Source organism: Xanthomonas sp. LF07-6, assembly GCF_034105445.1.
Lineage (GTDB): Bacteria > Pseudomonadota > Gammaproteobacteria > Xanthomonadales > Xanthomonadaceae > Xanthomonas_A > Xanthomonas_A sontii.
In genome coordinates this window covers 1-26,036 of the sequence record NZ_JAXGGI010000009.1, presented here as the reverse complement: position 1 = coordinate 26,036, position 26,036 = coordinate 1, and the positions used below count along the sequence as shown (strand labels likewise).

Genomic DNA, 26,036 nt, shown 5'->3' with positions numbered 1-26,036 from the left:
GGAAAGCGGGGTCGTCAGGCTGGACACGGCGGCTACTTTACCGCAACTGCGGCGACTGGCAACGGTTGCAGGCGCGACCAATCGATCGCGCTGTGGAAGCGGTCGGCGAGGGCGTCGCGTCGGGACTGAAGTCCCTTCCACATGGGCGCCGGCCTTCGGGCTGGCCCTCGACCTGCGGTTAGCGCTCTGGCGCCTGCAGCAGCGGCGAGTCCGGCGGCAGATGCATGCGCAGGCGCCCGGGCACGCAATCGATGCGGAAGTGGCGCGAGGTTTCCGGCTCGCCGTCCAGGTTCAGGGTCAGCGGCTGCGCCGCTTCGATCCGCAGCCACGGCAGGCGCGCGCGCACCGCCACCCGCTCCAGCGCGGCCTGCTTGCCGGACGTGACCAGGGTGCCCAGGGTCGCGGCGACCTCGCCGGTCAGCTCCGGCACCAGGGTCAGGTCGAGCAGGCCGTCGTCGAGCAGCGCGTCCGGGCACAGCACCTGGCCGCCACCGGCCTGGCGGCCGTTGCCCAGGCCGAGCGCGATGAAATCGCCTTCCCAGGCAAAGTCCGGCCCTTCGAAGCGGGCCCGGATCGGATCGATCCGGCCCAGCCGGCTCATGCCGGTGACCAGGTAGGCCAGCCCGCCGAGCATCTTCTTCAGGCCTTCGTCGGTCTCCACCGTGACCTGGGTGCCGAAGCCGCCGCTGGCGACGTTGGCGCACCAGTGCGGGCCGTGCTCGGCCTCGATGCGCAACAGGTCGATCGGCAGCGCCGGCGTGCGGGCGATCAGCTCCAGTGCCTCCAGCGGTGGCAGCGGGATACCGGTCGCGGTGGCGAAATCGTTGGCCGTGCCCAGCGCCACCAGCCCCAGGGCCGGCAGCGCGTCGCCCGGTTCCTGGCGATGCGCCAGCGCCGTGGCGACCTCGCTGAGGGTGCCGTCGCCGCCGGCGGCGACGATGCACGCAGCACCATCGGCCACCGCTTCGGCCACGTAGCGCTCGGCATCGCCCTGCTCCCAGGTCACCCGCACCTGCAGCGCCACGCCGCGCGTACGCATGGCCATGACCGCCTCGCGCAACGCCTCGTCGCCGGCCGATTTGCCGTTGAGGATCAGACGCCAATGCGCTGCAGCCATGCGAACCATCCCGGGGTGAGGCGCCCAGGCTAACGGGCGCGGCATGCGCGATGCGTGAATCCAGGCGGGTGCGCTGTCATACGCACGTCACCGTGCGTCCGGAACATGGAAGACCATAGCAAGGAAGACGGATGGAGGCAGGATCAGCCTCCGATTTCTCTCCCAGGGGCCGCACCGGCGACGGTGCGGTTCTTTTCTTTTGGCCGTCCGGCGCCGCTCAGCCGGCCGCGAACCTGGCCAGCGCCTCGCCCTGCAGGCGGTAGACGGTCCACTCGTCCTGCGCGCGGGCGCCGACCGCTTCGTAGAAGTCGATCGCCGGCTGGTTCCAGTCCAGCACCGACCATTCGAAGCGGCCGCAGCCCTCGGCCACCGCCTGCCGCGCCAGGTGCTGCAGCAGCGCCTTGCCGGCGCCCACGCCGCGGTGCGCCGGGTCCACGTACAGGTCTTCCAGGTACAGGCCGTTGCGGCCGAGCCAGGTGGAGTAGTTATAGAAATACACCGCGTAGCCGATCGGCTGGCCGTCGGCCTCGCAGATCAGCGCCTGCGCGCGGGCATCAGCGCCGAACAGGGTCGCGCGCAGGCCGGCCTCGTCGGTCTGCACCGCGTCCTCGGCGCGCTCGTAGCGGGCCAGGTCGCGGATCAGGCGCAGGATCAGCGCCGCATCGTCGGCCACCGCCGGGCGGATGTGCAGCGCCGCCATCTCAGCGCCCCGCCACCGCGGCGCGCATCTGCGTGATCACCTCGGCGTAGTCCGGCGCGTTGAAGATGGCCGAGCCGGCGACGAAGGTGTCGGCGCCGGCGGCGGCGATCGCGGCGATGTTGTCCGGCTTGACCCCGCCGTCGATCTCCAGCCGGATCGGCTTGCCGCTGGCGTCGATGCGGGCGCGGATCGCGCGCAGCTTGTCCAGCGCCGAGGGAATGAAGGCCTGGCCGCCGAAACCCGGGTTGACCGACATCACCAGCACCAGGTCCAGCTCGTCCAGCACCCAGTCGAGGATGTCCACCGGGGTGGCCGGGTTGAGCACCAGGCCGGCCTTGCAGCCGTGCGACTTGATCAGCTGGATGCTGCGGTGCACGTGGCGGCTGGCCTCGGGATGGAAGCTGATGATGCTGGCGCCGGCCTCGGCGAAATCCGGGATCAGCCGGTCCACCGGTTCCACCATCAGGTGCACGTCGATCGGCGCGGTGACGCCGTGCTTGCGCAGCGCCTGGCAGACCATCGGGCCGATGGTCAGGTTCGGCACGTAATGGTTGTCCATCACGTCGAAGTGGATCCAGTCGGCGCCGGCGCGCAGCACGGCATCCACTTCCTCGCCGAGGCGGGCGAAATCGGCGGACAGGATGGACGGGGAGATGATGCAGTCGGACATGGCGGGATCTCAGCGCTTGCGCAGGGTGCGGATACGGTCGTAGGCGGTGTTGAGCTGGCTGGCCTTCTTCTCGGCGCGGGCGCGCAGCTCGGGGCTGGCGCTGGCGACCTTGTCGGGGTGGTACTGGGACATCAGCCGGCGATAGGCCAGTTCGATCTCGGCGTCGGTGGCGTCGCGGGTCAGGCCGAGTTCCCGGTAGGGATCCTCGCGCTGGGACAGCTTGAACCAGTCGGCGTCGAAGGCGTGCCCGATCAGCAGCCCGATCAACGCGCCCAGCACCGGCGTGGGCCGCAGCAGCAGGGCCCCGGCGATGGCGCCGAGCAGTTTTCCGTACCAGGGCATGGGGCAAGGGCGGGCGCGGCGTCAGGGCCGGCCATTTTACGGCACAGCGGGGCATTCCGGCCGTACACTACGCGGCCCGCCGTCCGCCGCGGGCCCGCCGGGTCCCGGGACGGTCGCCATTGCGAAGTCCGTAGGAGTGCCTGTGTCCACCACGCTGTTGCAATCCGATCTGCCCGGCCTGCCCTTGCGCCACCGCGGCAAAGTCCGCGACGTGTTCGATATTCCCCGCGAGCGCCTGCCGGCCGACGCGCCGCCCGGCGACTACCTGCTGATGGTGGCCACCGACCGCCTCTCCGCCTTCGACGTGGTGCTGCCCGACCCGATCCCGGGCAAGGGCGAGATGCTGTGCCAGGTCTCCAACTTCTGGTTCAAGAAGACCGAGCACCTGATGCCCAACCACCTCACCGGCATCGACGTGGCCGCGGTGCTGCCCGAGGGCGTGGACAAGGCCCTGTACGCCAAGCGCGCGGTGGTGACCCGCAAGCTCAAGCCGGTGCCGGTGGAAGCCATCGCCCGCGGCTACCTGATCGGCAGCGGCTGGAAGGACTACCAGCGCACCGGCAAGGTCAGCGGCATCGAACTGCCCGACGGCCTGCGCCAGGCCGAGAAGCTGGCCGAACCGATCTTCACCCCGTCGACCAAGGCCGCGGTGGGCGATCACGACGAGAACATCGACTTCGACGCCATGGTCAAGACCGTGGGCGCCGAACTGGCCGAGCGCGTGCGCGACGCCACCCTGCGCATCTACCGCTTCGCCGCCGACTTCGCCGCCGAGCGCGGCATCCTGCTGGCCGACACCAAGTTCGAGTTCGGCACCGACGCCGACGGGCGCCTGTACATCATGGACGAGATGCTGACCCCGGACTCCTCGCGCTACTGGCCGGCCGACCAGTACGAAGTCGGGACCAGCCCGCCGAGCTACGACAAGCAGTTCGTGCGCGACTACCTGGAGACGCTGGACTGGGGCAAGACCGCGCCCGGCCCGCGCCTGCCGCAGGAGGTGATCGACCGCACCCGCGCCAAGTACGCCGAAGCGCTGCAGCGGCTGGCGGGGATTTCGGTCGACTGAGTGGATCGTGCGCCGGGCGCCGGCGCGTGAGGGTGGTCGCGGAAGGCGGCCGCCTTGCGGCCCGTGAGGTAATCGCTCCCGCTTCACGAGCAGATGGTCATGGATGTTCCTCGCGAACCAGCTGTGATCCGTCGCGATGTGCTGGTGTTTGATAGCGGGTTGCTCGGGCTACTTTCCGCCCTTGCATTGTCAGTTGTAGCGATGGCGGCAATGCCCCGCCCCGACTTCACGACATGATGATCCTGGTGAACTAAACTCATCCGCCCGCGGGGCGATTGCCCGCCCGACCCGATCAGAAAGATCCGTTGGCTACCGCACGCCCCATTCTGATGTCCCTGGCATTGGCCGCGGCCCTGGTTGCGTGCAAGGCGCAACCGGCTGGCTCCACGGTCACTGCGGCGGCTGGCGCGCCCGCGCAGACCGCACCCGCCGCAGCCGCCGCAGCCGCCCCGCGTTGCCAGGACGCCGATTTCGATGCCTTCCTCAAGCGCTTCAGCGCCGACATCGCGGTCCAGGAGAAGGCGACCGCCAACCCGTTGACGATGATCCACATCGACCCGGACGCGCAGCCGGAACCGGCGCCGGTGACCCGCAACGTGCCCCTGGCCGAGGTCGAATGGCCGGTGATCCCGAACCTGGAGGCAGCCCGCAAGGGCGGGCGCGAGGTCGTGGTGACGCAGAACGCCGAGGGCCGGCAGGTCCTGGTGCGCACGCCCGATACCAGCGACCAGCAGGTCTACCAGTTCGCGCAGAAGCCGTGCTGGACGCTGGTTCGCGTAGACGATCAGGCCGTGTAACCGACGCGCTCTGGCCGCATGGCGCGGGCACTCCCTCAGCCCTCATTTCCTTCACCAAGCTGTATCCCTCCAGCGTTACATTTCCGCGATCCTGCTCGCACGTGAGGTAAAGATGCGTTCGTCCCGTCCTTCCCGCCGCCTCAGCAATCGCGTTGTGTGGCCTGCCGTTTCGGTGTTGCTACTCGCGCTGAGCGCATGCAGCAACGGCCAATCCGCTGCCCCTGCCGCCGTGGCCGCAACCGACCCCGCGCCCGCCAAAGCTCCTCCCGCCGCAGCCCCAGTTGCGGACGCCACGTCGAACGACGAAGTACAGCAACTGCTGCAGTCGAGCGGCGTGCAATGCGAAGACAGCAAGACGGCACGGAACTGCACGGCAGGCAATCTGGACGCGGGCGACTACTACGACGTCGAACTGACCGCAGACTGTGGCGCGCAGGGATTCTTCGCAGGCGTTGCCAACGCCAAGGGCACGCCTGCGCTGAATGTCGTGCCGACCACGGGGAGCCATGCCGCACCGAGGGCCACTTTCTCGCAAGGGCAACTCGTTTGTGTCCAAGGCATCGCCCGCGCCGGCCAAAATCCTATGTACTACTACGTCGTCGCGATTCCGGCAGACAGCGTGGCGCAATGCAAGGGCAATGCGCTATGCCAGCAGTATGGGGACCGCCCGATCCAGTGGTCCTCCCGTGCAAGCGGCGATGCCTGCCATGTCGCCGCGCCGGGTCGCTATGCTGGCAACTGCGCGCAAGGCTGGGTCAGCGCCAGCGCGCTGGACGTGTTTTCAAACGGAATGTAGCAACCGTCCCCACAAGCACGCGTGCTTGTCCATTCGCAAGGAGAGCAAGGTATGTCGGACCCCAAAATCACTCGACTCGTCAGCAGCGTCGGCACCACGCGCACGGTAGAGATGGACGATGGAAGTACCGTCAGCCGATCAGGTGGATCGGTGTCGTGGCGTAACAACAACCCCGGCAACCTCAAGTTCGAGTTCGCTGGCAGCGCAGACAAAACAGCCAACAGCCAGCGTACACGCGAGGAGGCATTGCAGTCAGCGCAGAGCACCTATCGCGGCGTCGTGGGTCTCGACCAATGGGGCAATGCTGTTTTTGAAAGCTACGAGGCGGGCCGTGCTGCCAAGATACAACTGCTGGAGCGACGCTTCGGCAACGACACGGTCGAACAGATGCTGCCGCGCTACTCGAAGGCCGATTACAGCGGCACCACGCATCATCGCGAACAGGCCGCCACCATTTTCACGGAGGGCGACCGCCAAGGCGTGGACCTGCGTAATAAAACGGTTGCGCAGATGAGCGAGCGCGAGCGCGAAGCGCTGGCCGACGGCATCAGGCGCTTTGAGGGTTGGCGAGCGGGCGAGGTCACAGTCCAAACACCCGCTCAGACCACGGCACAGACCGTGGCGCAACCGACGTCCCCAGCTACGCCCGCTGCATCGAGTCCTGCCCCCGCGACATCCGATAGACCCAGCGCGGCGGTCTACAACGAGGCGTACCAGCACTTCTTCAACGAAGGCCGGCACTACGAATACGGTCGTCCGGACCATCCCAGGCCCGGGCGCGACAGCAGCCGCCTGGAGCGCGATGGCGATGGCGACGGTCGCCTTGGCGTGGATTGTTCGGCCTTCGTGTGGCGCGGACTCAAGAACGCCGGCTACGACGTACCGGGCGAGAATGCCGCAGGATTCACCACCGCCAAGCTCTTCAATGGCTCGCAGGTCACACCGTATGCGCGCGAGCATTTCGATGTCACCTCCGCGGCGGAAGCACGCAAACCCAATGGCTCATTGCACCAGGGCGATCTGCTGCTGTTTTCTTCGCCGAAGGGGCAACACATCGGCATCTTCAAGGGGTACGACGAGGCGGGAAACATCCAGTTCATCGGCTCGCAAGGCAGGACCGGACCGGCGGAGGTCACGATTAGCCCAGGCGGCTACTGGGATGGAGGCGGCACCCGCATCGTGGGCGCGTTGACCCCCAAGCCGGAGTTCCAGGTTCGTGCACCATTGCATGGCAATGGCGAAGTTCCTGCACGGCAAGCATCCGCCGCACCTGCAGAAACCCACGGCGCCAAGAGTGTCGCCATGGCCGATGGTCTGCTCAAGCAGGGCGAGCGCGGCAATGAAGTGGAAGCGTTGCAGCGTCAGCTCAACCGCATGGGCGTGCGAGACGCGCAAGGCAAGGCGTTGGCCGAGGATGGACGCTTTGGCGAGCACACCCGCGAGGCGGTCATCGCCTTCCAGAAACAGCGCGGCCTCACCCAGGACGGCATCGTCGGCCGCGACACCCGGGCCGGGCTGGCCGCCGCCGAGCAGGCCCAGGCCAAGCCGGCGAAAGGCCTGCAGCTGGGCGAGCCGGGGCATCCGGATACGCCGCTGTACGACAAGATGCGCACGGAAGCCGATCGCGGTGCCGAGAAGGCCAATCCGCCGCACGCCAAGCTCTCGAACGAGGCGGTGGCCAACCTCACGCTGCAGGCCAAGCAGGCCGGGATCGACAGTCCCGACAAGCTGAAGGAGGTCAATGTAGCCAACGACAAGGCCTTCGTCGCCGGGACCACGCCGGGCTTCCGTGCGGTGGTGGACCTGCAGCAGCCGGCACCGCCGCTGGAGCAGACCAGCGCGCAGCTGGCCCGCCAGTCCGCGCAGCAGCAGGAAACGGTGCAGCGCGAGCAGCAGCAGGAGACGAACAGGAGCATGGCGCGCGCCTGAGTGCAGGCGTGATGGAGCGATCGCGCCGGTGTGGCGCGATCGCTCTTTTCCCCGGCACTGCGTTCCCCAGCATTGCGGCATCTCGCCGCCCTCTGCGCAGCGAGGACGCCAGCAGCAGGCACCGCCAAACGCCATCGCAGGTCGCCGCCGGAGCGCGTGGCCGGCAACCGCACCGCACGACGTCCCTCGCCCCACGCACACCGGTGTCTCCGCATCGCGCCGGCGATGGCGCTATGCTGGGCCGGTTCCTGGGAGGGAAGATGGATACCACCGCCTACGCGCGCCCGATCGACCGCTATTTCGCCAGCTATTCCGACGATCACCGCAATGCCGCCAACCAGCGCATCCACGTGGTCGCGGTGCCGGCGATCCTGTGGTCGGTGGTGGCCCTGCTGTGGTGCATCCCGGTCGGCGGCACCTGGTTCCAGAGCGGGCTGTGGGCGGCGCTGGGCATGTTCGCGGCATGGATGTATTACAACCGCCTGTCGCGCCCGCTGGGCTACGGCATGCTGGCGGCGTTCTTCTTCTGCGGCTGCCTGTGCCGGCTGCTGGAAGCGCACCTGGGCCTGCAGGGGCTGCTGTGGCTGGCGATCGGCGTGTTCGTGGTGGCCTGGATCGCGCAGTTCATCGGACATGCGCTGGAAGGCCACCGACCCAGCTTCCTCACCGATCTGACCTATCTGCTGATCGGCCCGGCCTGGGTGCTGGCCAAGCTGTACCGGCGCATGCACTGGCGCTACTGAGCGCGGCCAGCAACACCACCGCGCATCGCCAGGCGGACGCAGGCGCTGCCGGGATTCCTCCACCCGCCGCGCCTACGCGCTGCCCGCATCGCGCCAGCGGGGACTCGACGCCGTGTCAGCCCTACTGCGCCGTGCCCCCGGCCTCCAGGCCCAACATCGCCGCATCCGGGGCGAAGGCGCGCGGCGCGTAGCCGAAATCCTGCTGCGCCGGTTGCAGATCGAATGCCAGGTCCTCGCGCATGCGCTGCAGCGCGGCGCGGTTCATGCCCTGCAGGCGCCCGCAGGCGTGGGCCAGCGTCAGCGCCAACGCGAACGCCGCATGTGGCAGCGATAGCAGCCGCGCCGGCGGCCGCAGCGCGGCCAGCACCCGCCGCACCATCTCACGGTAGCTGAGCGTCTCGCCGCCACCGAGGGCATAGCTGCGCCCGTGCGTGGCCGGGTGCGCCAGCACCGCCAGCGCCGCGTCGGCCAGGTCCTGCACGTGCACCGGCTGGCGCAGGCCGCTGGCGCTGCGCGGCAGCACGAACCAGCCGGTGCGCCGCGCCAGTGCCGCGATCGCGCTGAGGGTGCGGTCGCGGCCGGCGCCGTAAACCAGGGTCGGCCGCAAGACCGTCGCCGCCGCGCCGCGTTCGGCGGCCACCGCGAACACGATGGCTTCGGCCTCGCGCAGGCGCCGGGCGACGTCGCGTTCGGCGGCGTCCAGCGAGTCGCGCTTGACCTCCAGGCTGGTGGAGCCGAAGGCGACCACGCGCGAAGCGGCGACGGGCGCACGCCGATACCAGTCGGCGAAAGCGTCCAGCGGCCCGCAACTGAACACCACCTCCGCCACCACCGGCGGCGCCTGCAGCGCGCTGAGTTCGCCGGCATGCCAGTGCAGGCCGGGGTGCGCCGCGCGCGCCTGCCGGGAGTAGGCGTGCACCTCCCACCCGTCGGCCAGCAGGCGGTGCAGCAGGCGCTCGCCGATCTGGCCGCTGCCGCCGAACACCAGTGCGATGCGCGGTGGCGCGACGGTCGTCGGAGAAGCGGAGGCAGCGGCAAGCGAATCGGTCATCGGCACAGGATAGTGCGTACGCCGCCGTTTGCGTCTGGAATCACGCGGCATCCGCACGCTGCACGGCACGCAACGGCCGGTGGCGGCGGACAAGGCGACGCGTGGCGCGGACACACGTAGCCGCCAACGATCGCCAAGCGCACCGGCGACCTGGCACGGGCCGCACGCACCAGCACCCGGATGGAGAGCGACGCGCTGCAGAACCCGCTCACCCACGGCGATGCTTGCGCCGCACGCAAAGCGCACGCCGCATGGCGCGCATGGCGTGTGGCGTATCGCGCAGCACCAGCGTTCGATCGCTCCCCTCCCACCCGCACTCGCAAGCGCATCACCTGCCCGCCGCTACGCTGTCGGCATGACCGTGCACGCCTTCCGTTCCCGCGCCGGCCACCGCCGTGATGCGCCTGTTACACTCGGGCTCCTGCTCGCGAATCTCGTATTCCCTGCATGATCCCCGCCCTCGACATCCTGCTGGCCCTGCCGTTTCTGATGGCGGCGGCCGTGGTGGCCCTGCGCCACCGCTCGCGCGCCACCCTGGCCTGGGCCGCGGCGCTGGCGCCGTTGGCGGGCCTGGCGGTCCTCGGTGCGCTGACGCCTACCGTGCTGGAGGGCGGCATCGTCCGCGCCGACCACGCCTGGCTGCCGCAGATCGGCCTGCAGTTCTCGCTGCGCCTGGACGGGCTGGCCTGGATGTTCGCCGGCCTGGTGCTGGCGATCGGTGCGCTGGTGGTGATGTACGCGCACTACTACCTCAGCGCGCGCGAGAACGCGGCGCGCTTCTACGCCTACCTGCTGCTGTTCATGGGCGCGATGCTGGGCATGGTCATCGCCGGCAACCTGTTGCTGCTGATGGTGTTCTGGGAACTGACCAGCATCAGCTCGTTCCTGCTGATCGGCTTCTGGTCGCACCGGCAGGACGCGCGCGACGGCGCGCGCATGGCGCTGGTGATCACCGGCGGCGGCGGCCTGGCATTGCTGGGCGGCGTGCTGCTGCTCGGGCGCATCGTCGGCAGCTACCAGCTCGACGCGGTGCTCGCCGCTGGCGATTTCATCCGCGCCAGCGCGCTGTATCCGTGGGCGCTGGGGCTGATCCTGCTCGGCATCTTCACCAAGAGCGCGCAGTTTCCGTTCCACTTCTGGCTGCCGCACGCGATGGCCGCGCCCACCCCGGTGTCGGCGTACCTGCACTCGGCGACGATGGTGAAGGCCGGCGTATTCCTGCTGGTGCGGCTGCATCCGGCGCTGGCCGGCAGCGACCTGTTCTTCTACACGGTCAGCGGCATCGGTGCGGTCACGCTGGTCACCGGTGCCTGGTTCGCGATCTTCCAGCACGACCTGAAGGGCCTGCTGGCGTATTCGACGATCTCGCACCTGGGCCTGATCACCATGCTGTTCGGGCTGTCCACGCCGATGGCGGTGGTGGCCGGCGTGTTCCACATCCTCAACCACGCGGTGTTCAAGGCCTCGCTGTTCATGGCCGCCGGCATCATCGACCACGAGACCCACACCCGCGACATGCGCCGGCTCGGCAACCTGCGCCGCTGGATGCCGATCACCAGCGCGCTGGCGATCACCGCCTCGCTGTCGATGGCCGGCATCCCGCTGCTCAACGGTTTTCTGTCCAAGGAGATGTTCTTCGCCGAAGCGCTGGGCGCCGACGGCCCGGCCGCGATGCGGGTGTTCACCGCGACTTCGGCGTTGCTGGCCGGCGTGTTCGGCGTGGCCTACAGCCTGCGCTTCGTCTATGAGACCTTCTTCGGCCGCGGCCCGCGCGACCTGGACACGATGCCGCACGAGCCGCCGCGCTGGATGAAGATTCCGGTGGAGATCCTGGTGCTGGTGTGCGTGGCGGTCGGCATCGTGCCGGCGCTGACCGTGGCGCCGGTGCTGCGCGCCGCCGCCGGCGCGATCCTCGGCGACGCCCTGCCCGACTACAGCCTGGCGGTGTGGCATGGCTGGAACGCACCGCTGGCGATGAGCATCGCCGGCGTGGTCGGCGGCGTGGCGCTGTATTTCGGCCTGCGCCGGCTGACCGCGCTGTATACCGAAGTGCGCCGTTCGCTGGGCAAGCGCGTGTTCCACTGGCACGTGCAGACCCTGTTCGGCCTGGCCGCGCGCTTCACCCGCGTACTCGCCAACGGCCGCCTGCAACGCAGCCTGCGCTGGCTGGTGCTGGCCGCGGTGGTGGTAGTGGCCGCACCGCTGCTGCGGGCGCCGCCGCTGTGGCAGCAGTGGCCGGCGCCGCAGGGCATGCCGCTGTTGGGCTGGGGGCTGTGGCTGCTGATCCTGAGTTGCGCACTGTCCACGCTGTTCCTGTACCGGCAGCGGCTGCTGGCGGTGCTGGTGCTGGGCGGCAGCGGGCTGGGCGTGAGCCTGGTGTTCGTGTTCCTGTCGGCGCCGGACCTGGCGCTGACCCAGTTGCTGGTGGAGATGGTGACCCTGGTGCTGATGCTGCTGGGCATGAACTACCTGCCCAAGGCCTCGCCGCCGGAGCCGCGGCGCTGGCGCCGCTGGCGCGATGCGGCCCTGGCCATTGTCGCCGGCGGCGGCATGGCGCTGCTGGCGTATTCGGTGATGACCCGGCCGGCGACGACCATGGCCGGCGAGCTGCTGCAGCGCGCGCTGCCCGAAGCCTACGGCCGCAACGTGGTCAATGTGATCCTGGTGGACTTCCGCGGCTTCGATACCTTCGGCGAGATCACCGTGTTCGGCATCGCCGCGCTGGTGGTGCACGCGCTGCTGCGGCGCGCGCGGATGGCGCCGGAGAAGGTGATGCCGGGGCCGCCGATCAAGCTGCCGGTGCCGGCCGATCTGGCGCAGCTGATGTTCCCGCTGACCCTGACCGTGTCGATCTTCCTGTTCCTGCGCGGCCACAACGCGCCCGGCGGCGGCTTCATCGCCGGGCTGGTGCTGGCGGTGCCGCTGCTGATGCAGTACGTGATCCAGGGCGCGGCCTCGGTGGAGTCGCGCTTCGGCTTCGACTACATCCGCTGCATCGGCCTGGGCCTGCTGCTGGCCACGTTCGGCGGCATGGCCTCGATGCTGTTCGGGGTGCCGTTCCTGACCAGCGGCCATCTGGATCTGCAGTTGCCGCTGATCGGCAGCGTCCCGCTGGCCAGTGCGCTGGTCTTCGATACCGGCGTGTACCTGGTGGTGTTCGGCGGGACCATGCTGACCCTGTCGATGATGGGCACGATCAAGCCCTCGCGCACCCGCGACTCGCAGCGCGGGCAGATCGATCCGGCGCGCCGCTCGGCCATCACCGGGGAGATGCACTGATGGAATTGGCACTGGCGAGCGCGATCGGGGTGCTGACCGCGGTGGGCGTGTACCTGCTGCTGCGCGCGCGCAGCTTCGACGTGATCCTGGGCATGACCGTGCTGTCCTACGCCACCAACCTGCTGATCTTCGCCGGCGGCCGGCTGGTGCAGGGCAAGGCGCCGGTGCTGCGCGACGGCATCGCCCCGACCCTGGCCGAGCACGCCGATCCGCTGCCGCAGGCGCTGGTGCTGACCGCGATCGTGATCGCCTTCGCGATGACCGCGGTGAGCATCGTGCTGGCGATGCGCAGCCGCGGCGACAACCACAGCGACCACGTCGATGCGCGCCCGGACCCCGACCCCACCGACGGGGAGGCGCCATGACCCATCTGCTGATCCTGCCGATCCTGATCCCCTTGCTCGGCGCGGCGCTGTCGCTGTTCGCCGAGCACCGCCGCTACGGCCGCAAGGTGCGCCGCGCGGTGGCGTGGACCGCGATGACGGCGCTGGCCGCGGCGGTGCTGGCGCTGTGCGTGCAGGTGAGCGACGGCCAGGTCCATGCCTACCTGCTCGGCGACTGGCCCTCGCGGCTGGGCATCGTGCTGATGGCCGACCGCCTGTCAGCATGGATGCTGGCGACCACCACCCTGCTCGCCGGCGCCTGCCTGCTGCACGCCTGCGCCGGCTGGGACCGGCGCGCGCCGCATTTCCATGCGCTGTTCCAGTTCCAGCTGGTCGGTCTCAACGGCGCGTTCCTGACCGGCGACGTGTTCAACCTGTTCGTGTTCTTCGAGGTGATGCTGATCGCCTCCTACGGCCTGCTGCTCAGCGGCGGGCGTGGCCTGCGCCTGCGCGTGGGCTTCCACTACGTGGTGTTCAACGTCACCTCCTCCACCGTGTTCCTGATTGCGCTGGGCCTGCTGTACGCGCTGCTCGGTTCGTTGAACATGGCCGAGCTGTCGCAGCGCGTGGCGCAGGCGCCGCCGCAGAACGTGGCGCTGATCAAGGCCGCGTTCGGCCTGTTGCTGCTGGTGTTCTGCGCCAAGGCCGCGCTGCTGCCGCTGTACCTGTGGCTGCCGGAAACCTATGCGCGCGCGCCGGCGGCGGTGGCGGCGCTGTTCGTGATCATGACCAAGGTCGGCCTGTACGCGGTGCTGCGGGTGAGCACGCTGATCCTCGGCAGCCAGGCGCAGGCGCTGGACGGCTATGGCCGCGACTGGCTGCTGTGGCTGGGCCTGGCGACGCTGCTGCTGGCCGCGCTGGGGGTGCTGGCGGCGGTGCGCCTGCGGGTGCTGATCGGCTACCTGGTGATCGTGTCGGCGGCGACGCTGTTCGTGGCCTTCGCGCTGGACTCAGCCGGCACGCTCGGCGCCGGGCTGTATTACCTGGCGCACAGCAGCTTCGTCGCCGCGGCGCTGTTCATGATCGCCGACCTGATCCGGCGTCGCCGCGGCGGCGCCAGCGACCGCAAGGAGATCATCGCGCCGCTGCCGGGCAAGACCGTGCCCGGCGTGCTGTTCCTGATCGCGGCGATCTCGGTGGCCGGGCTGCCGCCGCTGTCCGGCTTCCTGGCCAAGGTGGCGATCCTGAGCGCGACGCCGGGCGGGCTGACCGCGCCGGTGTGGGCCGCGGTGCTGCTCAGCAGCCTGATGGTGATCATGGGCCTGACCCGCGGCGGCGTGCGCCTGTTCTGGCGCGTGCCCGGCGACCAGGACACGGCCGAGGACGGCACCGTGGAATTGCCGCGCCCGGCGCCGCGCAAGGCGCCGGCACGGCCGCTGGAAACCGCCGCCACCGTGCTGCTGCTCGGCTACGGCGTGGCGATGACCGTGGCGGCCGGGCCGCTGCTGCGCTACAGCGAGGCCGCCGCCGCACAACTGCTGCACCCGGCCGACTACACCACCCAGCTGCGCGGCACCGCGCCGATCCTGCGGGAGCCCTGACATGTCCGCCCGTCCCTGGTCGCGCCGTCTGTTCCCGTCCTGGCCGCTGAGCCTGACGGTCACCGCGTTCTGGCTGCTGATGAGCGACAGCTTCAGTCTCGGCCAGGTGCTGCTGGGCGCGGTGCTGGGCGTGGCGGTGCCGCTGTTCGCCGCGCGCCTGGACCGCGAGTTCGCGCGCATCGGCTCGCTGCGCCCGGTGCCGAAGATGCTGTGCGTGGCGGCCTGGGACATCGTGCGCTCCAACGTGGTGGTGGCGCTGCAGGTGCTCGGTCCGGAGAAACGCATCCACCCCGGCTTCATCTGGGTGCCGCTGGACATCGCGAACATCCACGGCATCGCCGCGCTGACCAGCATGATCACCCTGACCCCGGGCACGGTGTCGGCGGCGCTGTCGGACGACCGCAAGTACCTGCTGGTGCACGTGCTGCACCTGGACGATGCCGAGACCGTGATCCGGCAGATCAAGACGCGCTACGAAGCGCCGCTGATGGAGATCTTCCCATGACCAGCCACATGTTCATCGAGACCACGATCGTCGTGTGCATGCACGTGGTGGCGCTGGCGATGCTGCTGGCGCTGTGGCGGTTGCTGCGCGGGCCGGCCGTGCCCGACCGCATCCTGGCGCTGGACACGCTGTCGGTGACCGCGATCGCCGAATTGATGCTGTTCGGCATGTACCTGGATTCGCCGGTGTATTTCGAGGCGGCGCTGATCATCGCCATGCTCGGCTTCGGCAGCACCGTGGTGCTGAGCAAGTTCGTGCTGCGCCGGGACATCGTCGAATGATCGGCGTGCTGCAGGTCGGGCTGTCGCTGCTGCTGATCGTCGGCTGCTTCTTCATCCTGGTCGGCGCGCTGGGCCTGGTGAAGCTGTCGGACTTCTTCAAGCGCCTGCACGCGCCGACCAAGGCCAGCACGCTGGGCGTGGGCTGCGTGCTGCTGGCCTCGGTCGGCTACCACCTGTTCCTGGGCCAGGACCCGCAGCCGCGCGAGTTGCTGATCACCGCATTCCTGTTCATCACCGCGCCGATCAGTGCGCACATGATGGCCAAGGCGGCGCTGTCGCTGATGCTGGAACAGCGCCCGCAGGTGCCGGGCAGCGACCACGCCGAGCAGGAAGGGCTGCCGCCGCCGGAGCAGCCGGAGGAGCGCTGAGCGCGCGGGTCTGCGTAGAAGCGGCTTTTCCGATTCCCGATTCCCGATTCCCCACTCTCGGCACTCACGCCACCAACGCCAACTCCAGTCCCACCCACGCCAGGAACGCCACCAGCAGCACCGCGCCCTCGCCGCGACTCAACCGCATGTCGCCGCGCAGCATCGGGTACAACACCGCCGCCAGCGCGATCGCTGCCGGCAGTTCCAGGCGCACGAACGAGGCCGGCAACGGCAGCGGCCGCAGCGCCGCCATGCCGCCGATCACCACCAGCAGGTTGAACAGGCTCGAGCCCAGCACATGGCCGACCACCATGTCGCCCTGGCCCCGGCGCGCGGCGGCCACCGCGGCGGCGGCTTCCGGCAGCGCGGTGCCGATCGCCACCGGCAGCAGGCCGACCAGCAGCGGCGACAGACCCCAGGCCGCACCCAGCCGCGGCGCGTGTTCCACCACCAGGTTGGCGCCGGCGTTCAACAGCACGAGGGCGATCAGCAGGCGCAGCAGATTCAGCACCAGCCCGGTGCGGGTCACCGCGTAGCCGGACACGCCGAGCTGGCGCGCGGCCGGTTCATGCCGCGCGCGCAGCAGCAGGAAGGCGACCACGCCGACGAAGGCCAGCAGCAGCGCCACGCCCTCAGCGCGCGAGATCGCGCCATCCAGGCCGAAGCCGATCAGCGCCAGCGTCGCCAGGGTCAGCAGCACCAGCAGTGGCGGCAGCAGGCGCGTGCGCAGCAGCAGCGGCGCCGCCAGCGCGGCCAGGCCCAGGGTCAGGCCGAGATTGGCCAGGTTGCTGCCGATCGCGTTGCCCAACGCCAGGTCCTGCGCGCCGGCGGCGTAGGCGCGCGCGTTGACCGCCAGTTCCGGCAGCGAGGTGCCGAAGGCCACCAGCAGCAAGCCGGCCACGAACGGCGAGGCGCCGCAACGCTGCGCCAGGCCAGAGGCCGCCTTCACGATCGAGTCCCCGCCCAGCGCCAGGAACGCCAGCCCCAACAGCACCAATCCGATCGCACCGGCCATCGCCGACTCCCTGCCCGCAAGATGCGGCGATTCTATGCGCAGCGCCGATGACGCCGCCGTGGTCGTGCCTGCCCGGCCATGGCAGGCTGCGGCGGCCAGTCCCGCGCACAACCCGCCGCCACTGCACTGCGTTCATGCCCGACCGTGTCTGCTAGCGCCTGCCGCGCGCCCAACCGCGTTCCTCCCCTCGCCTTCGCCACAGGAGCCGCCCATGTCCCGTCCCGATCCCACGCCGCCGCCGCGGCGGCCCTGGCTGGCGCTGGCCGGCATCGCCGCGATCGCCGCGGCACTCGTCGCCGCCTTCGCCTGGAGCGCCGGCTGGCTCGGCGGCCCGCAACGGCTGACCGCGCAGCGCATGACCGACGCCATCGAAGCCGGCGGCCCGCCGCATCCGGGCTTCCGCCGTGCGCACAGCAAGGGCGTGTGCGTCAGCGGCCATTTCGAGGGCAACGGCCAGGGCAGCGCGCTATCCTCGGCGCGGGTGTTCGCGCAATCCTCGGTGCCGGTGCTGGGCCGCCTGTCGATCGGCGGCGGCGACCCGCATGGCGCCGACGGCGCCGCCCGCGTGCGCAGCATGGCGCTGCAGTTGCGCAGCGACGACGGCCAGGAATGGCGCACGGCGATGAACAGCTTCCCGTTCTTCGTGGTCGCCAGCACCGAGGGCTTCATGGCGCAGACGCTGGCCGCGCGGCCGGATCCGGCCACCGGCAAGCCGGACCCGGCGAAGATGGCGGCGTTCCTGCAGCGCTATCCGGAAGCGAAGAAGTTCCAGGAGTGGGCCAAGACCGCACCATGGTCCAACAGCTGGGCCAACACCCAGTACAACGGCGTCAACGCGTTCCGCTTCACCGCCGCCGACGGCAGCACGCATGCGGTGCGCTGGTCGATGCGCCCGCAGACCCCGTTCGCGCCGCTGTCGGCCGAGCAACGCGCCAAGGCCGACGCCGACTTCCTCAGCGAAGACCTGCAGGCGCGGCTGGCGCGCGGTCCGCTGCGCTGGGATCTGGTACTGACCGTGGCCGCGCCCGGCGACCCGGTCGACGATCCGTCGCAGCCGTGGCCGCAGGACCGCCAGCAGGTGGTCGCCGGCACCCTGGTGCTGGACCATGCCGAGCCGCAGGCCACCGGGCCGTGCCGCGACCTCAACTACGATCCGCTGATCCTGCCGCACGGCATCGCCGGCTCCGACGATCCGATCCTGGCCGCGCGCTCGGCGGTGTATTCGCAGTCCTTCAACCGCCGCGAGCGCGAGATCGCCCGCGGCCAGGCGCCCGACGCCACCGGCACGCCGCACGGAGGTGCGCAATGAACCGCGACGATCGCTCCGCGCACTTCAACCCGCTCGCGCGCGTGCTGCACTGGCTGATGGCGGCGATGATCCTGACCATGCTGTTCGTCGGCGTGGGCATGGTCGCCTCGGTGTCGCAGCGGCCCTGGCTGCTGAACCTGCATCGCCCGCTCGGCATCGCCATTCTGCTGCTGGTGCTGGTGCGCCTGGGCAACCGCCTGCGGCACCGGCCGCCGCCGCTGCCGGCCGACCTGCCACGCTGGCAAAAGGCCGCCGCGCATGCCTCGCACTGGCTGCTGTACGCGCTGATGCTGGCGATGCCGCTGCTGGGCTGGTCGATGCTCTCGGCCGGCGGCTATCCGATCGTGCTGTGGCCGGGCGTGCAGTTGCCGCCGATCGCCCCGCACAGCCCGGCGCTGTATGCCTGGCTGCGCAGCGCGCACGGCTGGCTGGCCTACCTGCTGTTCGCCACGGTGCTGGCGCACCTGTGCGCGGCGCTGTTCCATGCCTGGGTACGCCGCGATGGCGTGTTCTCGAGCATGGCGCGCGGCGCGGCGACGCCTGCAGCGCCACGCGACAAGGCGTAGTCCACCCGACGACGCGACACGCGGGGCGCAGCGCGTGCGTCCCGCGCTGCGCACGCTAGCGCCGGCACGCGCACGTCGATCGGCCAGTGCGGTACGGCCTGTCTCACGGGCGACGCCACGCGTTTGTGTCGCTCCCGACATGGTCCCGGCCCCGGGCCGCCGTTACACTTGTCGGCGGACGGGCGCGCTGGTCAGCGCTTTCGCGCGCTACCGCCTGTCGCCGGCCTTCTCGGTGCAGCTCAACCTCAACAACCTGCTGGACAAGCGTTACTACGCGCAGATCTACGGCTACGGTGCCTGGGGCGAACCGCGCAACGGCACGCTGAGCTTCAGCTGGTCGTTCTGAGCCGGCAGGCCGCGCGCGGGTGCTGACGCTGGCACGGCCGCGGCGCAGGCGCGCGACCGCGGCACTGCATGCACGGGATGGAGGCGGCCTAGGCCTCGGCGATGCGCAGCGGTGCGTCGCCAGCGGCAGCGACCCGGTTGCGGCCGCTGCGCTTGCCGCGGTACAGCGCCGCATCGGCGCAGCGCAGCAGCTCCTCGGTGCTGCGGCCGTGGTCCGGATAGGCGGCCACGCCGATCGACACGGTCACCGGCGGCAGCGCCTGACCCTGGTGCTGCACCTGCAGGTTCGCCACCGCGGCGCGGATCTGCTCGGCGCGGCGCTGCGCCACGTCGGCGGCGGCGCCCGGCAGGATCACCGTGAACTCCTCGCCGCCGTAGCGGCAGGCGATGTCCTCCGGCCGCACCAGCCCGGCCAGCAACTGACCGAACGCCGCCAACAAGGCATCGCCGCCGGCGTGGCCAAGGCGGTCGTTGAGCGCCTTGAAGTGGTCCAGGTCCAGCATCATCAGCGCCAGCGGCTGGTCGCGTCGCTCGCAGCGCGCCAGTTCGCGCACCAGCGACTCTTCCAAGTAGCGGCGGTTGTACAGCCCGGTCAACGGATCGCGGATCGACTGCGTGCGCAGGCGCTGGCGCAACTGCAGGTTGTGCAGCGCCATCGCCAGCTGTTCGGCCACCACCTCGACCAGGGGCAGGCGTTCGAGCAGGGCCGGATCGCGGCTGGACAGATGGATCAGCCCCTGCGGCTCGCCCTGCACCATCATCGGCACGCAGGTGCCATGGCGCGCCACGCCGGCGGCGTGCGCGCAGGCCGGCGCGGCACCGGGCCGCTGGATCTGGGTGGCGCGGCTGCGCAGGCCTTCGCAGCCGCTCAGCGACAGCGACGGCGCGCACACCGCATCCTCGCCCCAGTGCGCGACGCAGACCGCCTGCTCGCCCGCCGCGTCGGTGCAGTACACGCTGCAGCCGGCGTCGCCGAGCAGGCGCTCCAGCGCCTGCCGCGCGACCTCCACCGCCTCGTCCTGCTGCACGCAGCTCTGCAGTCCGCGGCTGCAGCGGTTGAGCGTGCGCAGATCCTGTTCGGTGCGCTGCATCTGCTGCACGGTGCCCACCAGCAGCGCATTGGCATGGTGACCGCGCTGCTCGGCCTGACTGCGGCGGCCGATCTCGCGGCGCAGCAGCAGGTACAGGCCCAGGGTCAGCGCACACACCGTGGGGATGCCGATCACCGCCAGCCGGCGCAGCAGGTCGGCGTTGGCGGCGGTGGAGCGGGCGCTGCTGGCCAGCGCCGCGCGCTCGCTGCGCACCAGGCTGTCGGTGTTGCGCCGGATCGCCTGCGACATCAGACGGCCCTGGCGGGCGCGCTCCGGGTCCGGCTTGCGCATGCCTGCCGCCCTGCCCTGGAAGCGGGCCACGGCGAGCGCGCTGTCGCGTATGCGCGCCTCGATCTGCGCCTGGACCTCCTGCAGCCGCTGCTGCTGCGCGGGGTTGCCCTGCAGCAGCGTGGCCAGTTGCTGCAGCCGCGGCGGCAGCGCGCGCTGGCACGCCCGGAAATCGGCCAGGTGTTCGCGGCTGTCCAGCAGCAGGAAGCCGCGCAGCGAGGCATCGCAGTCGGCGAGGTTCAGCTGCAGGCCGTTGATCTCGGCAATGACCCGGTGGCTGCGCTGCACCGCGGCCGCATCGGCGAGAAAGCGCTCGCTGCCCACCAGCACGCCGCCACTGATGCCCAACAGCAGCAGCAGGGCCAGCGGCACGCCATAGCGGTTGATCGTGGTGGAGGGCATGGCGTTGGCCAATGGGAGGAAGGAAGGCCGCGCGCGCCCTGCACTGCGCCGCGCAGTCAAGCGCAGGGAGCCATGCAAGTTTCAGGCCGAACCGCGCGCCGCGTCACAGCCAGCCCTTCTGCCGGGCCAGCCGCGCCGCCTCGATGCGGTTGCCGACCCCGAGCTTGCCGATCGCCTCGGACAGGTAGTTGCGCACCGTGCCCGACGACAGCCCCAACTGCGTGGCGATGTCGCCGGCCGAGGCGCCCTCGCCGGCCAGGCGCAGCACCTGGCGCTCGCGGTCGTTGAGCGGGTCGGCCTCGGACCAGGCTTCCAGCGCCAGTTCCGGGTCGATCGCACGGCCGCCGCGGTGCACCTGGCGGATCGCCTCGATCAGCCGCTGCGGCGGCGCATCCTTGAGCAGGTAACCGCCGACCCCGGCGTCCAGGGCGCGGCGCAGGAAGCCGGGGCGGGCGAAGGTGGTGACGATGATGACGCGCACCGGCAGTTGCTGGCGCTGGATGCGCTGGGCCAGCTCCAGGCCGCTGAGGCCGGGCATCTCGATGTCGGTGACCAGCAGGTCCGGCGCATGCGCCTGCAGCGCGCGCCAGGCGGCTTCGCCGTCGGCCGCGCTGGCGACCAGGTCGAGATCCGCTTCCAGGCCCAGCAGTGCGCCCAGCGCACCGCGCACCATTGCCTGGTCCTCCGCCAGCACTAAACGAATCACGGCACCCCCCGGTCCTTGTCGGCCCATTGTAGTGCCCGGGCCGGGCCGGCGCTCAGCCGAGCGCGGCGTCCTGGTCCACCGGGGACTGCATCCGCGCCGCCGGCGCGGCGTCCGCCATCGCCGCCTCGACCCGCGGCAACGGCGCGGCGGCGACCAGGCAGGTGCCCAAGCCGCGCTCGGAGGCGATGCGCAGGCTGCCGCCCACCGCCTCCAGCCGCTCGCGCATGCTGCTCAGCCCGGTGCCCGGCTGCAGCGCGCCGCCGCGGCCGTCGTCGCGCAGTTCCAGCAGGGCCTGGCCGCGCTCGCACCACAGCCGCAACTGCGCGTGGCTGGCACGCGCGTGGCGCTGGATGTTGGTGGCGGCCTCGCGCAGCACCAGCGCGAACACCGTCTCCAGTTGCGGGCACGGCGGCAAGGCCTCGACCTGGTAGCGGAAGGTCACTCCCGACGACTCCAGCAGCAGCTTGGCCGAGGCGATCTCCGCCGCCAGCTGCGCCGCGCGGATGCCGCTGACCGCGCGCCGCACCTGGCCCAGTGCCTCGCGCGCGACCTGGCCCACCTCTTCCATCTCGCGCTGCGCCGCGGCGGCGTCGTGGGCGAGCAGGCGCGTGGCCAGGTCCGACTTCAGCGCCACCAGCGACAGGGTGTGGCCGAGCAGATCGTGCAGGTCGCGGCCGATGCGCTCGCGCTCGGCCACCGCCGCCAGGCGCCGCACTTCCTCGTGGCTCAGGCGCAGCTGCGCCTCGCCGCGCGCACGGCGCTCGAAGCTGATGTTCATCAGCCCCACCGACAGGCCGACCACCACCGCGCTGACCATGTACAGCGGCGACCAGCCGCGCATCGTCCAGGCCAATGCGAACGAGGCCAGCACCAGCAGCATCGCCGCCACCGCCCGCTTCGGCTCGAAGCAGAACGCCAGGAAGGCGCAGGCATAGATGATGTAGCACTGCGCGCCGGGGTTGTACGGCAGCACCACGAACGCCAGCGCCGCCATGCCGGCCACGCACCAGGGCAGGTAGCGCCGGTGGCGGTAGTAGGCCACGTAGTACAGGGCCAGGAACATCAGATAGCTGGCCAGCGTCGGCGGGAACCAGTTGCGGAAGTAGTACGGCTCGTACAGCGGAGTGACGAACAGCCAGATCGACCACACCAGCGACAGCCACACGAACCAGTGGGTGCTGGGCTTGGCCGAGCTCCAGCCGATGCGGCGGGCGATCAGCGAGTCGGGCGAGGCGTGCAGCAAGGCGATCACGTCGGGCTCCCAGGGCGGCACGGCCGCCGCGGCGCATAGCTTAGCGAAGGCGCCGGCGCGCGAAACCGCGCGGCGACGCCGGGATCGGCACGGCGCACCATCAGCCGCGACGCAAGCGCCGCTGCGCCAGTGCGTAGAACACCACCGTCACCGCCAGCAGCGCGATGACATGGCCGGCACTGCCGTGGCCGTCGCCCTGCCCGACCACGCGCAGCGCCAGCTGGCCCAGGTGATACGACGGCCACAGCGGCGCCAGCGTGGTCAGCCACGCCGGCAGCAGTTGCAGCGGGATCCACAGCCCCGACAGGAACGCCATCGGCAGGTAGATCAGGTTGACCAACGCCGGTGCGCCGCTGCCGCCGGCATAGGCGCCCAGCGCCAGCCCGATCGCGCAGAACGGCAGCGTGCCCAGCACGTCCACCAGCAGCAGCCCGATCCGCTGCGCCGGCGTCAGCATCACCCCGCCGAGCAGCGCGGCCAGCGCCTGCAGCAATATGCCGATCGCCAGCGCGAACGCCATCGCCAGCGCGGTGCGCGCCAGCAGCAGGGCCAGCGGCGGCACCGGCATCGCCCGCTTCAGCGCGAGCAGGCCGCGATCGCGGTCCAGGGCCAGGCCTACGCCGAACCCGAACAGGGCCGGCGCCATCACCCCGAACACGCTGTAGCTGGCCATCAGGTACACCGCCGCGTCGTGGCGCCCATGATTGAGCAGCACGCCGAACAGCAGGTAGAACAACGGCGGGAACAGCAGCGTCGGCAAGGCGAACGACGGCGTGCGCAGCCAGCGCAGCACCTCGTAGCGGATCTCGCGCAACAGCAGCGCGCCCTGGTCGCGCAACGACCAGGCGGCCGCCGGGGAAGCAACGGACAGATCGATCGGATTCATGCGGCCTCCGCACGGGTGATGGCGAGAAAGGCGTCGGCGAGGCCGGCACGGCGCACTTCCAGCGCCGTCAGCGCCGGATCGCCGGCGAGCAGCCGCGCCACCACCGGCTCGGCCGGCTCGGCGACCACCTCCAGCACCCCGTCGCGGCTCTCGGCGCGACGCACCTGCGGCCACTGCGCCACCTGCGCCGCCGGCAGCGCGCTGCGGCAGCGGATGGTGCATTGTTCGAAGCGCGCACGCAGTTCGGCGACGCTGCCCTCGGCGATCAGCGTGCCGCGCTGCAGCACCGCCACCCGGTCGGCCAGCGCCTCGGCCTCTTCCAGATAGTGCGTGGTCAGCAGCACCGCGCAGCCGTCGGCGACCAGCTCGCGGATCGCCCGCCACAGGCCCTGCCGCGCCTCGATGTCCAGGCCGGTGCTGGGCTCGTCCAGGAACAGCACCCGCGGCCGCCCGCAGATCGCCATCGCGAATTGCACGCGGCGCTGCTGGCCGCCGGACAGTTGGCCGTAGCGGCGTGCCATCAACCCGTCCAACCCGGCCAGCGCCACGCAGTCGGCGACGCTGCGCGGCTGCGGGTAATAACCGCGCGCCTGCAGCAGCAGTTCGCCCACGCGCAGGGTGTCCGGCAGCCCGGCGGTCTGCAGCATCGCCCCGGCCTGGCGGCGTGCGGCCAGCGCCCGCGGATCCTGCCCGCACAGGCGCACGCTGCCGGCGTCGGGCGTCTGCAGCCCGAGCAGCAGGCTCACCGCGGTGCTCTTGCCGGCGCCGTTGGCGCCCAGCAGCGCCAGCAACTGGCCGGGCCGCAGCTGCAGGTCGACGCCGTCGAGCGCGACCAGCGTCCCGTAGCGCTTGTGGACGCCGCTGAGCTGCGCCAGCGGCAACGCATCGTGATCGGGCATGGGACACTCCGGTGGTGGCAGGGAGTGCCTAGGCTGCGCCGCGGCGGAGTCGCCGCCCAGTGCGGCGCGTCAGCTGCAGTGGATGACATCTGTCACTGGCAGCCCCCGCACGATTGCCGCATGCTGCGATCCACGCCGAGGGGCGGCGTTCTCCCGCTACAGCGCATCGCAGAAAGTGACTTCCGGCCATGCCCACAGCGGCCGGTGGCTCGCACACTGCAGCGCGCCGACCGTTTCGTTCAAGGACACGATGAGTACTTCCTCCGACCTGCTCAAGGAACTCCGTATCGACCGCAAGGCGCCGCCGAGCGAGCCGCCGTCGCGGCGCGGGCTGTGGATCGCCGTGGTGCTGCTGGTGGTGCTGCTCGCCCTGGGCGCCGGCGGCTGGTGGCTGTTCGGCCGCAGCAAGCCGCTGGAGGTGCGCACCGCTGCGGTGGTGGCGATCGCCCCCGGCAGCAGCAGCGCCTCGGTGCTGGACGCCAGCGGCTACGTGGTGGCGCGGCGCATGGCCACGGTCTCGGCCAAGATCACCGGCAAGGTCCGCGAGGTGCGCATCGAGGAAGGCATGCGCGTGGAGGAAGGCCAGGTGATGGCGACGCTGGATCCGATCGACGCCAACGCGCAACGGGTGCTGTCGGCCTCGCAGCTGGAGGCGGCGCGCAGCCTGGTCGCCAACATGCAGGCGCAGGTGCGCCAAGCCGATGCCGACGCGCAGCGGCTGCAGACCCTGGCCGGCCAGCAACTGGTCTCGCGCTCGCAGTACGAGCAGGCGGTGGCGCAGCGCGATGCCCTGCGTGCGCAGTTGCAGAATGCGCAGCGCAACGTGGCGGTGGCCGGCAACCAGTTGTCGATCTCCGATCTCAACGTGGACAACACCATCGTGCGTGCGCCGTTCTCCGGCGTGGTCACCGCCAAGGCGGCGCAGCCGGGCGAGATCGTCTCGCCGCTGTCGGCCGGCGGCGGCTTCACCCGCACCGGCATCGGCACCATCGTCGACATGGATTCGCTGGAGATCGAGGTCGAGGTGGGCGAGTCCTACATCGGCCGGGTCAAGCCGGGCATGCCGGTGGAGGCCACGCTCAACGCGTATCCGGACTGGAAGATCCCGGCCGAGGTGATCGCGATCATCCCCTCCGCCGACCGCGGCAAGGCGACGGTGAAGGTGCGCGTGGCGCTGAAGCAGAAGGACGCGCGGATCGTGCCGGAGATGGGCGTGCGGGTCAGTTTCCTGGAGGCGCCGCAGCCGCAGGCGCAGCACACGCCGCAGGGCGTGCGGGTGCCGGGCGCGGCGATCGTCAAGCGCGCCGGCCAGGACGTGGCGTTCGCGGTCAAGGAGGACAACACGGTCGAGCAGCGCGCGCTGAAGACCGGCATCGCCCTGGGCGACGACCGCCAAGTGCTGTCCGGCCTGGCCGCCGGCGACACGGTGGTGCTGGATCCGCCAGAGGCCTTGCGTGCCGGCATGCAGGTGAAGACGGCGGAGGCCGCTGCGCAGTAGCCCACACCGGTGTGCCACACATTGCGCAAGCGCCCGATGTCGCACTTGATGTAGTCGCTTTTCAACTGCACCCAGCGCCGTCACACCGCTCTTGCTCTGCTGTTGCTGTTGCTGTTGCTTGGCTTCGGCTCTTGATTTACCGGGTTCCCTTCCGCAGCGGCGGATGGACCGGGGAAAAACCCGAAGGGCGGCGCACATGGATGTGCGT

At 70.7% G+C, this 26,036-nt stretch carries 25 protein-coding genes and 1 pseudogene; 15 read left to right on the top strand and 11 right to left on the bottom strand.

All coding sequences use genetic code 11. The features are described 5' to 3' along the window. Positions 1-178: 178 nt before the first annotated feature. From yegS to SLW56_RS14140, 4 genes are all read right to left on the bottom strand, one after another. A complete protein-coding gene (yegS, locus tag SLW56_RS14155; protein WP_267093046.1) occupies positions 179-1,117 on the bottom strand; it encodes a lipid kinase YegS in 939 nt (312 codons plus the stop codon). Between the two features lie 217 nt (positions 1,118-1,334). Further along, a complete protein-coding gene (locus tag SLW56_RS14150) occupies positions 1,335-1,817 on the bottom strand; it encodes a GNAT family N-acetyltransferase (protein WP_017913951.1) in 483 nt (160 codons plus the stop codon). Between the two features lies 1 nt (position 1,818). Next, entirely contained in the window at positions 1,819-2,487 is a 669-nt protein-coding gene (rpe, locus tag SLW56_RS14145; RefSeq protein ID WP_152236626.1) for a ribulose-phosphate 3-epimerase, read from the bottom strand. Positions 2,488-2,496: 9 nt separating this feature from the next. After that, on the bottom strand, positions 2,497-2,829 hold the full coding sequence (locus SLW56_RS14140) for a DnaJ domain-containing protein (protein ID WP_010341396.1): 333 nt from the start codon (positions 2,827-2,829) through the stop codon (positions 2,497-2,499). A gap of 142 nt (positions 2,830-2,971) precedes the next feature. Here SLW56_RS14140 and SLW56_RS14135 point away from each other — a divergent pair, with 142 nt between their 5' ends. From SLW56_RS14135 to SLW56_RS14115, 5 genes are all read left to right on the top strand, one after another. Continuing rightward, positions 2,972-3,898, top strand: a complete 927-nt coding sequence (locus SLW56_RS14135; RefSeq protein WP_191091472.1) for a phosphoribosylaminoimidazolesuccinocarboxamide synthase — start codon at positions 2,972-2,974, stop codon at positions 3,896-3,898. A 329-nt stretch (positions 3,899-4,227) separates the two neighbouring features. Then, a complete protein-coding gene (locus tag SLW56_RS14130; RefSeq protein WP_150410974.1) occupies positions 4,228-4,695 on the top strand; it encodes a hypothetical protein in 468 nt (155 codons plus the stop codon). Positions 4,696-4,807: 112 nt separating this feature from the next. Then, positions 4,808-5,491: a hypothetical protein gene (locus tag SLW56_RS14125; protein WP_267093047.1), complete on the top strand. Its 684-nt coding sequence runs from the start codon at positions 4,808-4,810 to the stop codon at positions 5,489-5,491. A gap of 51 nt (positions 5,492-5,542) precedes the next feature. After that, a complete protein-coding gene (locus SLW56_RS14120; RefSeq protein WP_191091471.1) occupies positions 5,543-7,420 on the top strand; it encodes a peptidoglycan-binding protein in 1,878 nt (625 codons plus the stop codon). Positions 7,421-7,680: 260 nt separating this feature from the next. Beyond that, positions 7,681-8,163, top strand: a complete 483-nt coding sequence (locus SLW56_RS14115) for an Mpo1-like protein (RefSeq protein WP_152236627.1) — start codon at positions 7,681-7,683, stop codon at positions 8,161-8,163. A gap of 121 nt (positions 8,164-8,284) precedes the next feature. Here the strand turns inward: SLW56_RS14115 and SLW56_RS14110 are convergent, their stop codons facing one another. Beyond that, positions 8,285-9,214: an NAD-dependent epimerase/dehydratase family protein gene (locus SLW56_RS14110; protein WP_295924516.1), complete on the bottom strand. Its 930-nt coding sequence runs from the start codon at positions 9,212-9,214 to the stop codon at positions 8,285-8,287. A gap of 447 nt (positions 9,215-9,661) precedes the next feature. Here SLW56_RS14110 and SLW56_RS14105 point away from each other — a divergent pair, with 447 nt between their 5' ends. The 6 genes from SLW56_RS14105 to SLW56_RS14080 are packed head-to-tail and all read left to right on the top strand — an operon-like array spanning position 9,662 to position 15,571. Beyond that, a complete protein-coding gene (locus SLW56_RS14105) occupies positions 9,662-12,493 on the top strand; it encodes a monovalent cation/H+ antiporter subunit A (protein ID WP_267083892.1) in 2,832 nt (943 codons plus the stop codon). After that, positions 12,493-12,858: a Na+/H+ antiporter subunit C gene (locus tag SLW56_RS14100; protein ID WP_152236631.1), complete on the top strand. Its 366-nt coding sequence runs from the start codon at positions 12,493-12,495 to the stop codon at positions 12,856-12,858. The genes SLW56_RS14105 and SLW56_RS14100 overlap by 1 nt, the downstream gene beginning before the upstream one ends. Beyond that, positions 12,855-14,417: a monovalent cation/H+ antiporter subunit D gene (locus SLW56_RS14095; RefSeq protein WP_267083893.1), complete on the top strand. Its 1,563-nt coding sequence runs from the start codon at positions 12,855-12,857 to the stop codon at positions 14,415-14,417. Before SLW56_RS14100 ends, SLW56_RS14095 begins: the two co-directional genes overlap by 4 nt. 1 nt (position 14,418) lies before the next feature. Next, positions 14,419-14,922 (top strand): Na+/H+ antiporter subunit E, encoded by a 504-nt coding sequence (locus SLW56_RS14090; protein WP_010341382.1) that lies wholly within the window; start codon positions 14,419-14,421, stop codon positions 14,920-14,922. Next, positions 14,919-15,203 carry a K+/H+ antiporter subunit F gene (locus tag SLW56_RS14085; RefSeq protein WP_320695013.1) on the top strand — a complete coding sequence of 95 codons (285 nt, stop codon included), beginning with the start codon at positions 14,919-14,921 and terminating at the stop codon, positions 15,201-15,203. The genes SLW56_RS14090 and SLW56_RS14085 overlap by 4 nt, the downstream gene beginning before the upstream one ends. Next, positions 15,200-15,571 (top strand): Na+/H+ antiporter subunit G, encoded by a 372-nt coding sequence (locus tag SLW56_RS14080; protein ID WP_017908202.1) that lies wholly within the window; start codon positions 15,200-15,202, stop codon positions 15,569-15,571. Before SLW56_RS14085 ends, SLW56_RS14080 begins: the two co-directional genes overlap by 4 nt. Positions 15,572-15,635: 64 nt before the next feature. Here the strand turns inward: SLW56_RS14080 and SLW56_RS14075 are convergent, their stop codons facing one another. After that, a complete protein-coding gene (locus SLW56_RS14075; protein WP_152236633.1) occupies positions 15,636-16,586 on the bottom strand; it encodes a calcium/sodium antiporter in 951 nt (316 codons plus the stop codon). Between the two features lie 211 nt (positions 16,587-16,797). Between SLW56_RS14075 and SLW56_RS14070 the strand changes: the two genes are divergently transcribed. From SLW56_RS14070 to SLW56_RS14060, 3 genes and pseudogenes are all read left to right on the top strand, one after another. Further along, the gene (locus tag SLW56_RS14070) at positions 16,798-17,895 is read left to right on the top strand and encodes a catalase family peroxidase (RefSeq protein ID WP_320695012.1); all 1,098 of its coding nucleotides are present in this window, start codon (positions 16,798-16,800) and stop codon (positions 17,893-17,895) included. Then, positions 17,892-18,461 (top strand): cytochrome b, encoded by a 570-nt coding sequence (locus SLW56_RS14065; protein WP_320695011.1) that lies wholly within the window; start codon positions 17,892-17,894, stop codon positions 18,459-18,461. The genes SLW56_RS14070 and SLW56_RS14065 overlap by 4 nt, the downstream gene beginning before the upstream one ends. Before the next feature lie 184 nt (positions 18,462-18,645). After that, positions 18,646-18,807: pseudogene (locus SLW56_RS14060) on the top strand (TonB-dependent receptor); the annotation flags it as partial. 88 nt (positions 18,808-18,895) lie between these two features. Here the strand turns inward: SLW56_RS14060 and SLW56_RS14055 are convergent. The 5 genes from SLW56_RS14055 to SLW56_RS14035 form a co-directional block, all read right to left on the bottom strand. Beyond that, the gene (locus tag SLW56_RS14055; RefSeq protein ID WP_295921966.1) at positions 18,896-20,587 is read right to left on the bottom strand and encodes a diguanylate cyclase; all 1,692 of its coding nucleotides are present in this window, start codon (positions 20,585-20,587) and stop codon (positions 18,896-18,898) included. Between the two features lie 103 nt (positions 20,588-20,690). After that, positions 20,691-21,293 (bottom strand): response regulator transcription factor, encoded by a 603-nt coding sequence (locus tag SLW56_RS14050; protein WP_026143841.1) that lies wholly within the window; start codon positions 21,291-21,293, stop codon positions 20,691-20,693. A gap of 52 nt (positions 21,294-21,345) precedes the next feature. Then, on the bottom strand, positions 21,346-22,545 hold the full coding sequence (locus SLW56_RS14045) for a sensor histidine kinase (RefSeq protein WP_150410688.1): 1,200 nt from the start codon (positions 22,543-22,545) through the stop codon (positions 21,346-21,348). 100 nt (positions 22,546-22,645) lie between these two features. Continuing rightward, positions 22,646-23,431, bottom strand: a complete 786-nt coding sequence (locus SLW56_RS14040; protein WP_320695010.1) for an ABC transporter permease — start codon at positions 23,429-23,431, stop codon at positions 22,646-22,648. After that, positions 23,428-24,330, bottom strand: coding sequence for an ABC transporter ATP-binding protein (locus SLW56_RS14035; protein ID WP_267098789.1), 903 nt, complete (start codon positions 24,328-24,330; stop codon positions 23,428-23,430). The genes SLW56_RS14040 and SLW56_RS14035 overlap by 4 nt, the downstream gene beginning before the upstream one ends. Positions 24,331-24,580: 250 nt before the next feature. Between SLW56_RS14035 and SLW56_RS14030 the strand changes: the two genes are divergently transcribed. Beyond that, a complete protein-coding gene (locus tag SLW56_RS14030; RefSeq protein WP_295954793.1) occupies positions 24,581-25,828 on the top strand; it encodes an efflux RND transporter periplasmic adaptor subunit in 1,248 nt (415 codons plus the stop codon). The last annotated feature ends 208 nt before the right edge of the window (positions 25,829-26,036 follow it).

Bases quoted from the DNA above. Each gene is read 5' to 3' on its own strand.
- SLW56_RS14100 (WP_152236631.1), top strand. From the start codon at position 12,493: ATGGAATTGGCACTGGCGAGCGCGATCGGGGTGCTGACCGCGGTGGGC.
- SLW56_RS14055 (WP_295921966.1), bottom strand. From the start codon at position 20,587: ATGCCCTCCACCACGATCAACCGCTATGGCGTGCCGCTGGCCCTGCTG.
- SLW56_RS14140 (WP_010341396.1), bottom strand. From the start codon at position 2,829: ATGCCCTGGTACGGAAAACTGCTCGGCGCCATCGCCGGGGCCCTGCTG.
- SLW56_RS14120 (WP_191091471.1), top strand. From the start codon at position 5,543: ATGTCGGACCCCAAAATCACTCGACTCGTCAGCAGCGTCGGCACCACG.
- SLW56_RS14075 (WP_152236633.1), bottom strand. From the start codon at position 16,586: ATGGCCGGTGCGATCGGATTGGTGCTGTTGGGGCTGGCGTTCCTGGCG.
- SLW56_RS14065 (WP_320695011.1), top strand. From the start codon at position 17,892: ATGAACCGCGACGATCGCTCCGCGCACTTCAACCCGCTCGCGCGCGTG.
- SLW56_RS14150 (WP_017913951.1), bottom strand. From the start codon at position 1,817: ATGGCGGCGCTGCACATCCGCCCGGCGGTGGCCGACGATGCGGCGCTG.
- SLW56_RS14040 (WP_320695010.1), bottom strand. From the start codon at position 23,431: ATGAATCCGATCGATCTGTCCGTTGCTTCCCCGGCGGCCGCCTGGTCG.
- SLW56_RS14035 (WP_267098789.1), bottom strand. From the start codon at position 24,330: ATGCCCGATCACGATGCGTTGCCGCTGGCGCAGCTCAGCGGCGTCCAC.
- SLW56_RS14085 (WP_320695013.1), top strand. From the start codon at position 14,919: ATGACCAGCCACATGTTCATCGAGACCACGATCGTCGTGTGCATGCAC.
- SLW56_RS14130 (WP_150410974.1), top strand. From the start codon at position 4,228: ATGTCCCTGGCATTGGCCGCGGCCCTGGTTGCGTGCAAGGCGCAACCG.
- SLW56_RS14095 (WP_267083893.1), top strand. From the start codon at position 12,855: ATGACCCATCTGCTGATCCTGCCGATCCTGATCCCCTTGCTCGGCGCG.
- SLW56_RS14030 (WP_295954793.1), top strand. From the start codon at position 24,581: ATGAGTACTTCCTCCGACCTGCTCAAGGAACTCCGTATCGACCGCAAG.
- SLW56_RS14115 (WP_152236627.1), top strand. From the start codon at position 7,681: ATGGATACCACCGCCTACGCGCGCCCGATCGACCGCTATTTCGCCAGC.
- SLW56_RS14110 (WP_295924516.1), bottom strand. From the start codon at position 9,214: ATGACCGATTCGCTTGCCGCTGCCTCCGCTTCTCCGACGACCGTCGCG.
- SLW56_RS14070 (WP_320695012.1), top strand. From the start codon at position 16,798: ATGTCCCGTCCCGATCCCACGCCGCCGCCGCGGCGGCCCTGGCTGGCG.
- SLW56_RS14080 (WP_017908202.1), top strand. From the start codon at position 15,200: ATGATCGGCGTGCTGCAGGTCGGGCTGTCGCTGCTGCTGATCGTCGGC.
- yegS (WP_267093046.1), bottom strand. From the start codon at position 1,117: ATGGCTGCAGCGCATTGGCGTCTGATCCTCAACGGCAAATCGGCCGGC.
- SLW56_RS14105 (WP_267083892.1), top strand. From the start codon at position 9,662: ATGATCCCCGCCCTCGACATCCTGCTGGCCCTGCCGTTTCTGATGGCG.
- SLW56_RS14090 (WP_010341382.1), top strand. From the start codon at position 14,419: ATGTCCGCCCGTCCCTGGTCGCGCCGTCTGTTCCCGTCCTGGCCGCTG.
- SLW56_RS14125 (WP_267093047.1), top strand. From the start codon at position 4,808: ATGCGTTCGTCCCGTCCTTCCCGCCGCCTCAGCAATCGCGTTGTGTGG.
- rpe (WP_152236626.1), bottom strand. From the start codon at position 2,487: ATGTCCGACTGCATCATCTCCCCGTCCATCCTGTCCGCCGATTTCGCC.